The organism is Arthrobacter sp. 05L44, assembly GCF_056397605.1.
The window spans coordinates 605,861-621,037 of the sequence record NZ_JBFTNS010000001.1 but is presented as its reverse complement, the minus strand read 5'-3'; the positions used below and the strand labels follow the sequence as shown (position 1 = coordinate 621,037).

Genomic DNA, 15,177 nt, shown 5'->3' with positions numbered 1-15,177 from the left:
CCGCGCCGCAACGGCGCCGCATGCGCCCCGGAAACGGCCTCCAGCCCGTCAACCGCTGCGGGCCTACACTGGTGCCATGGACACCGCTACCGTTCTCGCCGTCTGCCGGGTGCACCAGCTGCTCAGTGACGAGGGCCGGCTGGGCGTGACCGCCATCGACAAGCGTCCCGTGGAGGGGCCCGTCAAGGTCCACCGGCTGGGCCTGCGCGGGGACGTCCAGGCGGACCGGATGGACCACGGCGGTGAGGACCAGGCGCTCTACGCGTACGCCCAGGCCGACGCCGACTACTGGGCCGCGGAGCTCGGCCGTGACGTCCCGCCCGGCTACTTCGGCGAGAACCTCCGGGTCGCCGGCATCGACGCCACCAACGCGGTGATCGGCGAACGCTGGAAGATCGGCCTGGACCTCGAGGTCGAGGTCACCTCACCCCGCCGGCCGTGCAGCACGTTCCAGCGGCGGGTGGACGAACCCCACTGGGTCAAGCGGTTCACCGAGGCAGGCCGGGTGGGCACCTACCTGCGGGTGGTCCGCACCGGATCCGTCCAGGCCGGGGACCACATCCACCGGCTGTACGTCCCGGCCCACGGGGTAACGATCGGCAAATGGTTCACCGACCCCACCGTCCAGGACATGGAAGCGCTGCGCGACGCCGACGCCGACGGCCTGATCCGCCTGCAGCCGGAGTACCAGCAGGAATTCGCCAAGGTCCAGGCGCGCGGCTAGCCCTGCGGCACGGGCCGGTGTGCGCAAGCTCACCGCCGCCGTCGGGCCTCCCGGTTGGCACCTATGCCGCCGCATGCCCTACACTTGAAACATCCCCCACTCCGGAAATCCCTTATTCCTGCCCAATTTTTGAGGCAGGACTGGTAAGTGTTGGGGCCCGCTACTGTGATGCGGGCATTTTCATAGGGAGAGCCGGCTAAAGAAAACGCTGTACAGACTGCTGGGATAGCAGCCAAGAGTTGCAGCGGGAAGTCCTGCCATGGGATTGCGAAAGCGCCGGACTTCTATGTGACTGGCCGGTCAACGTTTGCCCGGCGCCTACTGTCACGCGTACTGCGGCTCCGCTCACCTCGGGTTGTGCCGCCTGGCCCCTATGGATGAGGAAGATTCCCCTATGCCCGAAAATCAGGACCACTCCGTCGACACCGAGAACACCCCGGCCGACGTCGAGATGACCGAACCGGCTGCTGCAGCCGACCAGCCCGCCACGAACGACGACGACGAGGGCGGCATCCGCTTCGTCGACCTCGGCATCGATGCCCGCATCCTCGCAGCCCTGCAGGATGTCGGCTACGAGAAGCCCTCGCCGATCCAGGCCGCCACCATTCCGCTGCTCCTTGAGGGCCGCGACGTTGTGGGCCTCGCCCAGACCGGTACCGGCAAGACTGCAGCATTCGCAGTGCCGGCACTGTCCCGCCTGGCCGAACTCCACGACCTGAACGGCCCGTCCCGCAAGACCCAGGCCCTGGTCCTGGCCCCGACCCGCGAGCTCGCGCTCCAGGTCGCCGAGGCGTTCACCTCGTACGCCAAGCACATTGACGACTTCACCGTCCTGCCCGTCTACGGCGGTTCCGCCTACGGCCCGCAGCTGGCCGGCCTGCGCCGCGGCGCCCAGGTGGTTGTCGGTACCCCGGGTCGCGTCATCGACCACATCGCCAAGGGTTCCCTGGACCTGTCCGAACTCCAGTACCTCGTGCTGGATGAGGCCGACGAAATGCTGCGCATGGGCTTCGCCGACGACGTGGAGCAGATCTTCCAGCAGACCCCCGAGGGCCGCCAGGTTGCCCTGTTCTCCGCCACGATGCCGAGCCAGATCCGCCGGATGTCCAAGCAGTACCTGAACAACCCGGCCGAGGTGCAGGTCAAGTCCAAGACCACCACCGGCGCCAACACCCGCCAGCGCTACCTGCAGGTCATGGGCCCGCACAAGCTCGACGCCATGACCCGGATCCTCGAGGTCGAAGAGTTCGACGGCGTCATCGCCTTCGTGCGCACCAAGATGGCCACCGAGGACCTCGCCGACAAGCTCCGTGCCCGCGGCTTCCAGGCTGCCGCCATCAACGGCGACATCCCGCAGCAGCAGCGCGAGCGGACCGTTGACGCGCTCAAGGAAGGCCGGATCGACATCCTGGTCGCCACCGACGTCGCCGCCCGCGGCCTCGACGTCGAGCGCATCAGCCACGTCATTAACTACGACATCCCGCACGACACCGAGTCCTACGTGCACCGCATCGGCCGCACCGGCCGTGCAGGCCGCTCCGGCGACGCGATCCTCTTTATGACGCCGCGGGAAAAGTACCTGCTGCGTTCCATCGAGAAGGCCACCCGCCAGCCGGTGGAGCAGATGCACCTGCCCACCGCCGAGACGGTCAACACCCTGCGCCTGGGCAAGTTCGCGGAGAAGATCACCGAGACCCTCGCCTCCGAGGACGTCTCGGCGTTCCGTGACCTGATCGCGTCCTACGAGGAAGAGCACAACGTCCCCGCAGCCGAGATCGCCGCCGCGCTGGCCGTGATGGCACAGGGCGGCCAGCCGCTCCTGGTCAAGGAACTGCCCGCTGCTCCGGAATTCCAGAAGCGTGAGCGCTCCAAGGACGGCTTCGGCTCCCGCGGCCCGACCCGCGCCCTGACCGAGGGCAACGCCACCTACCGGATCGCCGTCGGACGCCGCCAGCGCGTGATGCCGGGCTCCATCGTCGGCGCCATCGCCAACGAGGGCGGCATCTCCTCGGCCCAGATCGGCGGCATCGACATCCGCTCGGACCACTCGCTCGTGGAGCTCCCCGCGGACCTGAGCCCCGAGCAGCTGCGCGCCCTGTCCCGCACCCGGATCGGCGGCGAGCTGATCCACCTCGAGCTGGACAACGGCCGTAAGCCCTCCGGCGACCGCGGCGCCTACCAGGGCAACCGTGGTGGGGACCGGGGCGAGCGTGGCGGTTACTCCGGCAGCAGCGGAAACTTCAAGGGCAACGGCGGTTTCAAGCGCGAGTTCCGCAAGAACGACGGCGAGCGTTCCTCCGCAGACCGCGGCGGCCGCTCCTACAGCGACCGCAACGAGCGCAGCGTCGGCACGGACACCCGCAAGCCCCGCCACGAGGGCGGCTTCAAGCCCCGCAACAAGTGGTAACTGCTAAGTCCTAGGCAGTGACAGGACGGGCCGGCTCTTTATGAGCCGGCCCGTCCTGCGTTAAAACCGTTTTGCCGCCGTCCGGACCCCTGGGCAGGCCGGCACGTCGGCTTCGTCACATCCGCGGGCGCGAACCCCTCCGAGGGGGCTCCTGCGCCTGCCGCGGGACCCCGCAGATCCACGGAACGGCGCGGATTTTGCCGTCGCGGGCGGGGGAGGGCGCCCGATTTGTTGGGAGCCGAATCTTCCGGTAGAGTATTTACTCGTTGCCCCCCTAGCTCAGTGGTAGAGCGCGTTCTTGGTAAGAACGAGGTCACCGGATCGATTCCGGTGGGGGGCTCTGAATGAGGGCCTGCGTCAAGGCGGTTTTTGACCGGCTTGACGCAGGTTTTTCTCATTCGTGGCGGCGTAGCTCAGTTGGTTAGAGCGCACGACTCATAATCGTGAGGTCGGGAGATCGAGCCTCCCCGCCGCTACAGAATGGCCCCGCAGGCCCCGCCTGCGGGGTCCTTTTGTTTTAACCCGGATGCGGGGACGGTGCGCGTGGGACAGAATGGGACGATGAGGCGAATCGCAATCATCGGCGGCCACGGAAAAGTGGCTTTGGAACTGTCCGGCATTCTCTCCAAGGACGGGGCGGCGGTCACCTCCGTCATCCGCAACCCGGACCATCGCGACGACGTCGCCGCCACCGGCGCCACCCCGCTGGTGCTGGACGTGGAAAAGTCGACGACGGCGGAGATCGCCGCCGCCGTGAAGGACCACGACGCCGTCGTATGGTCCGCCGGTGCCGGCGGCGGCAGCCCGGAACGCACTTACGCCGTGGACCGTGACGCGGCCATCCGCTCCATGGACGCCGCGGCACAGGCCGGTGTGCGGCGCTACGTGATGGTTTCCTACCTCGGGGCCGGCCCGGATCACGGCGTTCCGGCGGACAACAGCTTCCACGCCTACGCCGAGGCCAAGGCCGCCGCGGACACCTACCTGCGCGGCAGCGGCCTGGACTGGACCATCCTTGGCCCCGGATCCCTCACCGACGGCCCCGGCAACGGACTCCTGGACGTCAACCCGGCAGACACCTCGGACGGCACCGGCACGTCGCGCTCGAACGTGGCACTCGTCGCCGCCGCGGTACTGGGCCTGCCGGAGACCGCCGGCCGGACCATCGAGTTCCGCGACGGGACGCTGCCGCTGGCCGCAGCCCTCGACACCGGGAAGTAGGCGCCACCGGGGCTCCCGGTGGGGCCCAAGTAGGGTAGTGGGGGCGGCCGGCGCGTCGATGACCGGGTCCCGGCCGCCGTAACCCCGGGGAAAGAGTGCACATGGACCAGTTGGCCCTGATCATCGGACTGCTTCTCGCCACAGTGGTGGCGGTGGGCCTCGGCGACCGGCTCCGCCTGCCCTACCCGGTCCTGATGCTGATCCTCGCGGCGTCGCTGACCTTCATCCCGGGCTTCCCGGAAGTCAACATCCCGGCGGAACTGATCCTGCCCATCTTCCTGCCGCCGCTGCTGTTCGCGACCGCCCAGCGCAGTTCCTGGGCCGTGTTCAGGGTCCGTTGGCGGACGCTCCTGATGCTGGCCGTGGCCCTGGTGGTGGTGTCCACCGCCGTTGTGGCCGGCGCGGCGTGGCTGATGATCCCGGGGATCGGCATCCCGGCGGCCATCGCCCTCGGAGCGATGGTGGCGCCTCCCGATCCGGTGGCTGTGGATTCCATCGCCGGCCGGGTGCACATGCCGCGCCGGCTGATCACCGTCCTGCAGAGCGAGGGCCTGTTCAACGACGCCGCCGCCATCGTCATCTTCCAGGCCGCGGTGGCGGCGTCCGTGTCCGGCACCCGGGTGGGTCCCGGCGTGGTCCTGCAGTTCGCCGTCGGCGCAGCCCTCGCGGTCGGTGTGGGCATCGGGATGGGCTGGCTGACCCGGCTTATTACCCGGCTGGTGAGTTCCATGGTGGCCCGCAGCGCCGTGACACTCGTGGTCCCGTTTGCCGCCTACATCCTCGCCGAAGAGGTGCACGCCTCCGGGGTGATCGCCGTCGTCGTCACAGCCCTGGAAATCCAGCGGCACTCCAAACCGCAGGAGGCTGCCGAGCGGGTCACCCGCACCGCCTTCTGGGATGTGGTGGAGCTGCTCGCGACCGGCCTGGCCTTCGGGCTGGTGGGCCTGGAGATCCGGCAGGTCATCCACGATGAAGGCACCGCCGTCATCGGGATGGCCGGCACCGCAGCCGTGGTCTGCGTGCTGGTGTTTGCCGTGCGCTTCGGCTGGCTGGCCATGATGTCCGGCCTGGCCCGGTCCAGGAAGAACACCCTGCGTCCCACCTCGGCCAAGGAAGTGCTGATCCTGACGTGGTGCGGGATGCGCGGGCTGGCCACCCTGGCGCTGGCCCTGGCCCTCCCGGCCACCCTGGCCGACGGGACGGCGTTCCCGGCCCGCAGCGAGCTGCTGGTGATCGCCTGCGCGGTGCTGCTCACCACGCTCGTGCTGCCCGGGCTGACTCTGCCGTGGCTGATGCGCGTCCTGAAAGCCTCCGAAGACGGCTCGGTGGAGCGCGATGCGGCCCGGTTGCTGGCCGCCCGGGCGCAGCAGGCCGCCGTCGCGGCACTCAAGGACAACGAGCTCATGAAAGAGCTGCCGCCGGAAAAGGTGGCCCTGGTCAAGGCACGGATGACCCGGCTGCACGCCGAACTGCTGGACGGCAGCCTGCGGAACGAAAGCGTCGATGAGAAGCGCAAACGCGGCCGGGAGCTTGCCATCGCCGTGCAGACCATCGCCCTGGACGCGGCGCGTCAGGAAGTGGTGGCCGCCAGGAATGAGCCCGACATGGACCCCGAGGTTGCCGACCGGGTGCTGCGGCAGCTGGACCTGCGCACCATGATCATGCCGGAGTAGCGGCCGGGCGATTGAGGTCCGGGCGGCCGGCTACTTGCGGACCACCCGCACGCCGGTGGAGCTGTAGATCATCGAGCCGCCCTGGAACTGGACCGTCCGGTAGCCGTTGTAGGCGACGGCAGCACCGAGCGGGTAGCCCATCCCGCCAGCCTGCCAGCCGGCCACGCGCCACGCCTCGCGGTAGGGCTCGCCCACCATGTTGGCGCCCGTCGCGGCGGTGTAATAGCTGATGCCCGTCTGGAAGGGCTGGTAGCAGCCGCCGCCGTAGAGGCCGCACTGCTGCGGGCCCGTCGGGTAGCCGACGCCTTTCTGCCATCCTGCGGCGCGCCAGGACTCGAAGTAGCTGCTGGTCACGGCGTAGGCGCCCGTGGCCGGGGTGTAGTAGACGTTGGCCTTGGCGAAGGGCTGGTAGCAGCCGCCGCCATAGAGCCCACAGGACGGTGCGCCGATGGGATAGCCGATGCCGGACTGCTGCCCCGCGGCCGCCCAGGCGTTCGTGTAGACGCCGCTGACGGCGTGGGCGCCGGTGGCCGGGGTGTAGTAGACAGTGCCCTTCTGGAAGGACTGGGAGCAGGCGCCGCCGGCCAGTCCGCAGATGGGCTCGCCGGTCGCATACCCGATGGCAGGCTGCCAGCCGGCTTCACGCCACGCGTTCCAGTAGACGCCGGTGACGGCGTGGGCCCCCGAGGCCGCGGAGTAGTAAATGTTGCCCTTTTGGAAGGGCTGGAAGCAGCCGCCGCCGTAGAGCCCGCAGGACGGTGCGCCGGTGGGGTAGCCGATGCCGGGCTGCTGCCCCGCGGCGGTCCACGCGGTCGCGTAGACACCGTTCACCGCGTACGCGCCGGTCGCAGCCACGTAGTAGACGGTTCCCTTCTGGAAGGCCTGGGAGCAGGCGCCGCCGGCCAGCCCGCAGGTCGGGTCGCCGGTGGGGTAGCCGATCCCGGGCTGCCAGCCGGCGTCGCGCCAGGCGGTCCAGTAGGAGCCGGTGACGGCGTGGGCGCCGGACGCGGTGGAGTAGTAGATGTTGCCCTTCTGGAAGGGCTGGAAGCAGCCGCCGCCATAGAGCCCGCAGGACGGTGCGCCGGTGGGGTAGCCGATGCCCGGCTGCCAGCCGGCGGCCCGCCAGGCGTTCCAGTACACACCGGTCACGGCCTGCGCGCCGGACGCGGCGGAGTAATAGATGTTGCCCTTCTGGAAGGGCTGGTAGCAGCCGCCGCCGTACAGCCCACAGCTCTCGCCGCCGGTGGGGTAGCCAATGCCCTGCTGCCAGCCGGCGTCCCGCCAACCGGACATGTACGCCGTCTTGACCGCGTAGGTGCCCACGCCCGGGGTGCTGTAGACAATGCCGCGCTGGAACGACTGGTAGCAGGTGGTGGTAGCTGCCGCACCGTAGGGGCAGGTGACGTTGCTGGTGCTGTAGCCGAGGACGGGCTCGCCGCCGGCCTGCAGCCACGCGTCCCGGAACGCTCCGCTGACGGCGTTGGCGGCTGTGACGGTGACGCTGGCGGAGGTGCTGGAGATCGAGTTGATTTTGACCCGCGTGCCCGCGTGGGTGGTGAAAGTCTCCCCGGCCTGCCAGGCCTGGCGGGGGTTGTAGTATCCGGCAAAGGCCCGTGTGTCCGGCGGGAGCAGCAGCGAGTAGGCCCCCATTTGCTGGACGACCTTGACGCCGCTGTTCAGGTTCACGGCTTTGGCGGTGTCGTAGCCGACCGGCAGCCGCAACTCCAGGAAGTAGACCTCGCCGCTGACCGGGTCGGTGAACTTGATGGCGCGTCGTGCGGCCGTTCCGGCCCATGCCGTCAGGGTGTAGTTCTTCACGTCCTTGGCGACGCCTGTGTCAACGATTTCGTCGCCGCGGCCGAAACCGCCATAGGCCCACAGGGTGGAGCTGATGGTGGGCTGGGAGGTCTGGGAGACGCCCATGAGGTCCAGGCTGTCACCGTATTCACGGATGGTGCAGGAGGAGTCGGCGAAGGTCCCGTCAGAGTTGGTGGCAACATCCTGGACGCCGCTGCCGCACTGCAGGCTCTGGGCATGATTTAGTCCCAGCACGTGTCCGAATTCGTGGGTCAGCACGCTGTTGGTCAGGGACGCCGGGAGCGGCATAATGACGCGGCCGCTCGTGCCGCTGTAGCTCCAGCCGGCACCGTAGGCTCCGTCGGAAAGCGTAGGCGTGGAAACGAAGACCACCAGGGCGGTGTAGGGGTTGGGCGTCCACTTGAGCTCCGTGGCAATGGTGTTCATCATGTCCGGGTAACGCTGGGTCGAGGTGGCCTTGCTGGTCTTGCTCTCGACCGACGCGACCGACATCGACAGCCGGTTGTTGGACATGGTCTTCCAGTAATTGCTGGTGGTGGTGATGGCGGCCCGGGCAGAGGACTCCGGGATGGTGGCCTTCTTGTCGGCCAGCTGGACCATAACCAGGCGGATCTTGATGTCGCCGGACCGGGCCAGCGAGTAGGACTCCGTGCTCAGCCGCCCCGCGGTGGTGGTGGCGGAGGCGGGCTGGCCCTTCCGGCCCGTGGGGAGCGGGTCAACGAACGTGTGCGCGACGAACGGCTCGTTGGAGCCCGGAACGGGCGCCTCAGCGGAGGTCTGGGACGGTGCTGTGCCTGACGGTGCGGGGCTGGCGGGTGCTGTGACGGACGGTGCCGGCGCGGGCTGGACCGTCCCGGCCGGGGCAGCCGTGGTCGCTGCCGGCGTCGGGGTCGGCCCCGCAGATACCGCCGGGGCCGCCGTTGCCGTTGCGGACGCTCCCGCCGGCGGCGTCGCCGCAGCGCTCGCGGTCGGCGACGGCGCCGTCTCGGCATATGCGGGCAACGCACCGGTTGCGGGAGCCGACACCAGGGCAAGGACAAGTGCGGCAAAGAGCGCAGTCTTCATCCGTAAAGAGTTCACGTTTATCTTTCATGAGACCGCCGCCCAGCCGACGGGTCAGCTGAACGGCCGCAAGAGACCAAATTGCAGTCAGTCTACGGAGGGCATGCCGGAATAATTGGAAACCTGCGGCAAACTTTCGACTTGGGTATCCAATCGTTGCCGAATCTTGAGGAAGCCTTCCGGCGTGCTGCGCGCCGCCCGGAGAGCTCTCAACCGGCCAGTTCCAGTTCCAGGGCGTTGGCCTCGACGAAGTCCAGGGCGTGCCGGACAGCGCCCACCGTGACGATCCTGTCCCCGAGCGGGGAAACGGTCACGTGCGGGGGAGTGGCGGTGAAACGCGGCAGCGCGGCGGTGATGCCGGGCACGAGGGCGCCGGCCGAATCCGCGACGGCGCCGCCTATCACCACTTGCTCGGGATTGAGCAGGCTGGCAATCGCGGCGATCACCCGGGCCATCCGCTCCGAAAGCCTGCCCAGGATCGCCAGGGCCGCTGTGTCTCCGGCCGCGGCGTCCTCGAACACCTGCCGGGCGCCGGCGTCGCCCCCGTTGGCGGGACCACCATCGGCTGCCTGCCATTGCCGCGCCAGGCTGGCGATCCCGTCGCTGGACCCCACCCCGTCGACCATGTCGAGGAAGCCCATCTCGCCTGCGCCGCCGGCCCGGCCATGCAGCAGCCGGCCGGACTCCAGCACGCCCGCGCCCAGCCGTTCCCCCGCCAGGAGCACCACCAGGTCATCCACCCCGGCGCCGGATCCGCGCCAGCGTTCACCCAGCGCGGCCAGGTTGGCGTCATTCTCCAGCAGCACCGTCCAGCCGTGCAGGTCCTGCAGGGCCGAGCGGAGTCCGACGTCGAACAGGCTCCAGAAATGTTGGGCGGCCAGCACCTTGCCGCCACGGTCCACCGGTGCGGCGATGCCGGCGCCGACGGCCAGGACCTTGCCCGGGGACTCGCCCGCGGCTGCGAGCGCTTCCCGGCAGGCCCGGTCCACCACGCTGACCCGCTCCGCGGCCGGGATGTCCGCGGCACGGAAGCTTCCGCTGGCGCGGCCAAGCACCGTGCCCCGGAGGTCAGCCACCGCCGCGGTGGTGGTGGCCGCGCCGATGTCGAGGCCCAGGACGACGCCGGCCCGCGCCCGCAGTTCGAACCGCCGCGCCGGCCGGCCCTTCTGCAGGGCTCCGGCTCCCGCACCCTTCCGCGGCGCGTCCAGTTCCCTGATCCAGCCGCGCCGGATCAGGTCCTCGCACACGGCAATCACCGAGGCGCGGGTGAGGCCCGTTCCGGCCATCAGGTCCGTCCCGGTGGCCACGTCCGTGCTGCGGATGGCGGCCAGGACGGCCTGGGCGTTGACCCGGCGCAGCAGCTGGGGAGTGGCGGCGGCCTGCGGCTTCGGAATCTTGACCTCCCGGTGATAACCGACCCATAATTGTTCCGGCAATAGATTTAGCTTCTATCTAAATTATCAGACAGGCTGTTACCAATCACTGCCTGTACCAGGTACCGCTCCCCAGCCCCGAAGGATTCACCTTGTCGAACACCGCCACGCTGGCAACCCTGTCCGGTTCCGACCTCGCTGCCGACCCCAACTGGTGGCGCCAGGCGTCCGTGTACCAGATCTACCCGCGCAGCTTCTCCGATTCCAACGGTGACGGGCTGGGCGACATCAAGGGCATCACCGCCAAGGTCCCGTACCTCAAGGAGCTGGGGATCGACGCCGTCTGGCTCTCCCCGTTCTATCCGTCGGCGCTCGCCGACGGCGGCTACGACGTCGATGACTACCGCGACGTCGATCCCAAGCTCGGGACCCTGGCGGACTTCGACGAGATGTCCGCAGCCCTGCACGCCGCCGGCATCAAGCTGATCGCGGACATCGTCCCGAACCACTCCTCCAACCGCCACGTCTGGTTCCAGGAAGCACTCGCGGCGCCGAAGGGCTCGGCAGCGCGGGAACGCTACATCTTCCGTGATGGCAAGGGCGAGAACGGCGAGATCCCGCCGTCGGACTGGGAATCCGTCTTCGGCGGCCCGGCCTGGGAGCGCATCACCGAGCCGGACGGCACCCCCGGTCAGTGGTACATGCACATCTTCGCCAAGGAGCAGCCGGACCTGAACTGGTCCAACCGCGAAATCCGCGACGACTTCCTCAAGACCCTGCGCTTCTGGTCGGACCGCGGCGTTGACGGCTTCCGCGTTGATGTGGCGCACGCCCTGACCAAGGACCTCACCGAGCCCCTGCTCTCCAAGGTGGAGCTCAGCGAGGCGAACTCCGGGACCGACGGCTTCGATGACGGCTCGCACCCGTTCTGGGACCGCGACGAAGTCCACGAGATCTACGTCGAATGGCGCGAGGTCTTCAACGAATACAACCCGCCGCGCACCGCCGTCGCCGAGGCCTGGGTGCACGCTTCCCGCCGGGCCCGCTACGCCAGCCCCGAGGGACTGGGCCAGGCCTTCAACTTCGACCTCCTGCAGGCCGACTTCGATGCCGACGAGTTCCGCGAGATCATCACCCGCAACCTGGGCGAGGCCGTGGAGTCCGGCGCATCCTCCACCTGGGTGTTCTCCAACCACGACGTCGTCCGGCACGCCACCCGCTACGGCCTGCCCAAGGGCGGTGGACGGCACGCCAAGGGCCAGGACGGCAAGGGCTGGCTCCTCGCCGGCGCCCCCGCCGAGGAACTCGACGTCGAACTCGGCCTGCGCCGCGCCCGCGCCGCGACCCTGCTCATGCTGGCGCTGCCCGGCTCCGCATACCTGTACCAGGGTGAAGAGCTCGGCCTCCAGGAGGTTGCCGAGATCCCGGACACCGAACGCCAGGACCCCACGTTCTTCCGCAACAAGGGCGTGGAGATCGGCCGCGACGGCTGCCGGGTGCCGCTGCCGTGGGCTGCCGAGGGGACCTCGTTCGGGTTCGGCGACGGCGGCGCCCACCTGCCGCAGCCGGCCTGGTTCGCCCGGTACGCCGTGGCCGCCCAGGACGGGAACGAAGGCTCCACCCTGGAGTTCTACCGCAAGGCCCTGAAGCTGCGCCGCGAACTGCAGGCCTCGGAAGAGCTGGAGTGGCTGGAGTCCGCCAACGCCAACGTGCTGCACTTCCGCCGCCACGACGGCTGGCAGTCCGTCACCAACTTCGGGGACGACGCCGTCGAGCTGCCCGCCGGCGAGGTGCTGGTCAGCAGCGCCCCCGTCGACGGCCGGCTGCTCCCGGGCAACACCACCGTCTGGCTGCGGTGAGCCCGCTGTCCGGGCCGGCCGTCGGAACGGCCGGAGCCGGCCCGGACCTGGCCCAGGAGCTGATCTACGGCTGCATGGGCCTGGGCGGCACCTGGGCGGCGGAGCCGTACTCGTCCGCGCATGTGGACGAGGCGGCCGCCGCCGTCGACGCAGCCCTGGCCGCCGGGATCACGCTGTTCGACCACGCCGACATCTACCGCAACGGCAAGTCCGAGGCCGTCTTCGGCGAGGTGCTTTCGCGGACCCCCGGCCTGCGGGAGCGGATCCGGCTGCAGACCAAGTGCGGGATCCGGCTCAACGAACAGGGCCTGGAGGCGTACTACGACCTGAGCCGCGAGGGCATCCTTGAGCGGGTGGAGGGCAGCCTCGCCCGGTTGAGGACCGACTACGTCGACGTGCTGATGCTGCACCGCCCGGATCCGCTGCTGGATCCGGCCGAGGTGGCCTCCGCCGTCGGACAGCTGCTCTCCGAGGGCAAGATCCGCGCCGTGGGCGTGTCCAACATGTCCGCCCCGCAGATCGAACTGCTGCAGGACCGGCTCGAGGTGCCCGTGGTGGCCAACCAGCTGGAAATGAGCCTCTCGGCCCGGGCCTGGCTGGAAAGCACCGTGCTGGTCAACCACGCGGAGGGCACTGATTACAGCTTCCCGCACGGCACCGTGGAGCACTGCGTCCGGCGCGGCATCGCTTTGCAGGCCTACGGGGCCCTGTCCCGGGGGCTCTACACCGGGGCGGCCGCGGGCTCAGACCCGAGCGCCGCGGCGGAAGCCACAGCGGTACTGGTGGCCGAAATGGCCGCAGCGGCCGGCACCACCGGCGAGGCCGTACTGCTGGGCTGGCTGATGAAGCACCCGGCCGCCATCAGCCCGGTGATCGGCAGCGCCAATCCCGACCGGATCCGTGGTTGCGCGGACGCGGCGCGGGTGGCCGCAGCCATGACGCGGGCCGAGTGGTACAGGCTCTGGATCACCGCCCGGGGCAGCAACATTCCCTAGGCAACATTCCCTAGCGACGGACGCATCCGCCGCCCGCCGCACGGGTCCCAGCGTGATTTTGGTCGTATTGGTCGCCCTTAACGGGGGTATTACTTGGCGGCGGACGGTCCCGGGCGGCTAGCGTAGAGTCATGACCTCTATCACCACCGCCGGGATTGTCCGGCCCCAGCGCAACGTCCCGGCCGAAATCGCCCGCTCCTGGCTGCTGGTCAACGCCATGAAGCCGGAACTCTTCGGACAGTCGGCGGAGTCCCGCGCCGACGCGATCATCCTCGACATCGAAGACGCGGTGGATCCCTCCCAGAAAGACGCCGCCCGCGAGCACGTAGTCGACTGGCTGACCGCCGGCGGCAGCGCCTGGGTCCGGATCAACGACGCCACCAGCCCCTTCTGGGCTGACGACCTCGCCGGCCTCCGCGGCACCCCGGGACTGCTCGGCGTGATGCTCGCCAAAACCGAGTCCGCGGACCAGGTCACCGAAAGCTTCCACCGCATGGACGGCAAGACCCCCGTGGTGGCGCTCGTCGAGTCCGCCGTCGGCATCGAGGAAGCCAACCACATCGCCAAGGCCCAGGGCGTCTTCCGGCTGGCCTTCGGTTCCGGCGACTTCCGCCGCGACACCGGCATGGCGGCCACCCCCGAGGCGATGGCCTACCCGCGCGCCAAGCTGGTTGTTGCCAGCCGCGTCGGCAACCTGCCGGGCCCCATCGACGGCCCAACCGTCGGCACCAACCACCCGATCCTGCGTGAGCAGACCGGCATCACGGTGATGATGGGCATGACCGGCAAGCTCTGCCTCGCGATCGACCAGACCAGCGTGATCAACGAGGTCATCAGCCCCACGCCGTCCGATGTCGCCTGGGCCACGGACTTTATGGCCGATTTCGAAGCCAACGGCCGCGTCATCCGGGACGGGTCCGACCTGCCGCGCCTGGGCCGCGCCGAGAAGATCATGAAGCTCGCTGTAGCCTTTGGGGTGCAGCCGGCCCTGTAGCCGGTTCCCTGTCCCACCAAGGAGACCCCGTGACCGATACCCGCTATCTGGTCCACGGGGTCTTTTGGGATCACCCGGCACTTGCCGGAGCGCCTCCGCTGCCTGCGGGGCCGTCCGGTGCGGGCCGGGCCGTCCTGCGCCTGCAGGACGCTGCCGGCGTCTTCACCGACGTCACGCTCGACGCCGGGACCCGGCTGGGGTTCCGCTCCGCCGCCGACGGTAAGCAATGCCTGGGCCACCACAAAGTCCACGGACCCGCGGACCGGGACCACGTGGTGTGCCCGGAGCGAGAAGCGGCGGTCCGCGGCGCCCAGTGCGGAGCGTGCTTCGCCCTGGACGATTCAAGGCTGATCCACGACTTCCACCGCGGCGGCCGCGTCCCGCCCGGACTGCGTGCCTACCTGATGCAGCCGCACTGGCTCTACATCGCGACCTTCGCCAACGGCGCCAGCAAGGTGGGCACCGCCTCCGACCTGCGGAAGTGGCACCGGCTCGCGGAGCAGGGCGCCGTCGTCGCCCGCTACGTCGCCCGCGCCGCCGACGGCCGGGTGGTCAGGGTCCTGGAGGACCGGGTGACGCGCGACGCCGGGCTCCCGCAGCAGGTCCGCTCGGCCGCCAAGGCCGCCGGCCTGACCGCGCCGCCGTCCGCCGTCGTGCTGGACGAGCTGAATGCCCGGCACGTGGCCAGCGTCCGGGCCCTGCTGCGCGGTGACGACAGCGGCGGATTCTCGGTGGTGGACGAACAATGGCAGCGTCCCGCGCTGGCGGACAAGGCCTGCGCCCCGGCGGACCGGCACGCCTACCCGCACGACCTCCACTCCGGCGCCCACGGGTTCTTTATCGCGTCGCTGAGCGGCAGCGTGGCCCTGGCCGAACTCGACGGCTCGGACCTCGGGTTCGTCGTCAACCTTGGCGCCCTGAAGGCCCGCACCGTCGAACTGGGCGACCACGGCTCGGCGGTCCCGGCCGTGCAGCCGGCGTTGTTCTGAGCCGCAAAATACCCGGCGACGCGCTAAATCCCCGGTGCCGCGCAAAATTCCGGACGCACCGG

Annotated in this window: 10 protein-coding genes and 2 tRNA genes; 10 read left to right on the top strand and 2 right to left on the bottom strand. The window is 69.5% G+C overall.

Translation table 11 applies throughout. The annotated features are described in order from the left end of the window. The first annotated feature begins 76 nt into the window (after window positions 1–76). The 6 genes from AC1DHY_RS02875 to AC1DHY_RS02850 all read left to right on the top strand — a co-directional run bounded on the left by AC1DHY_RS02875 (window position 77) and on the right by AC1DHY_RS02850 (window position 6,025). On the top strand, window positions 77–724 hold the full coding sequence (locus AC1DHY_RS02875) for an MOSC domain-containing protein (protein WP_476878921.1): 648 nt from the start codon (window positions 77–79) through the stop codon (window positions 722–724). 394 nt (window positions 725–1,118) lie between these two features. Next, window positions 1,119–3,131 (top strand): DEAD/DEAH box helicase, encoded by a 2,013-nt coding sequence (locus AC1DHY_RS02870; protein WP_476903123.1) that lies wholly within the window; start codon window positions 1,119–1,121, stop codon window positions 3,129–3,131. A 268-nt stretch (window positions 3,132–3,399) separates the two neighbouring features. Further along, window positions 3,400–3,471 (top strand) — tRNA-Thr (locus AC1DHY_RS02865). A 62-nt stretch (window positions 3,472–3,533) separates the two neighbouring features. After that, window positions 3,534–3,607, top strand: a tRNA-Met gene (locus AC1DHY_RS02860). A gap of 85 nt (window positions 3,608–3,692) precedes the next feature. Beyond that, window positions 3,693–4,352, top strand: coding sequence for an SDR family oxidoreductase (locus AC1DHY_RS02855; protein WP_476903122.1), 660 nt, complete (start codon window positions 3,693–3,695; stop codon window positions 4,350–4,352). Between the two features lie 101 nt (window positions 4,353–4,453). After that, window positions 4,454–6,025, top strand: a complete 1,572-nt coding sequence (locus AC1DHY_RS02850; protein WP_476878924.1) for a Na+/H+ antiporter — start codon at window positions 4,454–4,456, stop codon at window positions 6,023–6,025. A gap of 30 nt (window positions 6,026–6,055) precedes the next feature. Here AC1DHY_RS02850 and AC1DHY_RS02845 read toward each other — a convergent pair whose 3' ends face one another. Together AC1DHY_RS02845 and AC1DHY_RS02840 are read right to left on the bottom strand one after the other, a co-directional pair. Continuing rightward, entirely contained in the window at window positions 6,056–8,908 is a 2,853-nt protein-coding gene (locus tag AC1DHY_RS02845) for an LGFP repeat-containing protein (protein WP_476903121.1), read from the bottom strand. Between the two features lie 206 nt (window positions 8,909–9,114). Next, on the bottom strand, window positions 9,115–10,341 hold the full coding sequence (locus AC1DHY_RS02840; RefSeq protein ID WP_476880529.1) for an ROK family protein: 1,227 nt from the start codon (window positions 10,339–10,341) through the stop codon (window positions 9,115–9,117). A gap of 89 nt (window positions 10,342–10,430) precedes the next feature. On the opposite strand from AC1DHY_RS02840, the gene AC1DHY_RS02835 reads away from it, so the two are divergent. The 4 genes from AC1DHY_RS02835 to AC1DHY_RS02820 all read left to right on the top strand — a co-directional run bounded on the left by AC1DHY_RS02835 (window position 10,431) and on the right by AC1DHY_RS02820 (window position 15,115). Beyond that, window positions 10,431–12,137, top strand: a complete 1,707-nt coding sequence (locus AC1DHY_RS02835) for a glycoside hydrolase family 13 protein (RefSeq protein ID WP_476903120.1) — start codon at window positions 10,431–10,433, stop codon at window positions 12,135–12,137. Between the two features lie 5 nt (window positions 12,138–12,142). Then, window positions 12,143–13,132 carry an aldo/keto reductase gene (locus tag AC1DHY_RS02830; RefSeq protein WP_476880660.1) on the top strand — a complete coding sequence of 330 codons (990 nt, stop codon included), beginning with the start codon at window positions 12,143–12,145 and terminating at the stop codon, window positions 13,130–13,132. 130 nt (window positions 13,133–13,262) lie between these two features. After that, a complete protein-coding gene (locus AC1DHY_RS02825) occupies window positions 13,263–14,126 on the top strand; it encodes an HpcH/HpaI aldolase/citrate lyase family protein (protein WP_476903119.1) in 864 nt (287 codons plus the stop codon). Window positions 14,127–14,155: 29 nt separating this feature from the next. Continuing rightward, a complete protein-coding gene (locus AC1DHY_RS02820; protein WP_476903118.1) occupies window positions 14,156–15,115 on the top strand; it encodes a DUF2797 domain-containing protein in 960 nt (319 codons plus the stop codon). Window positions 15,116–15,177: the final 62 nt, after the last annotated feature.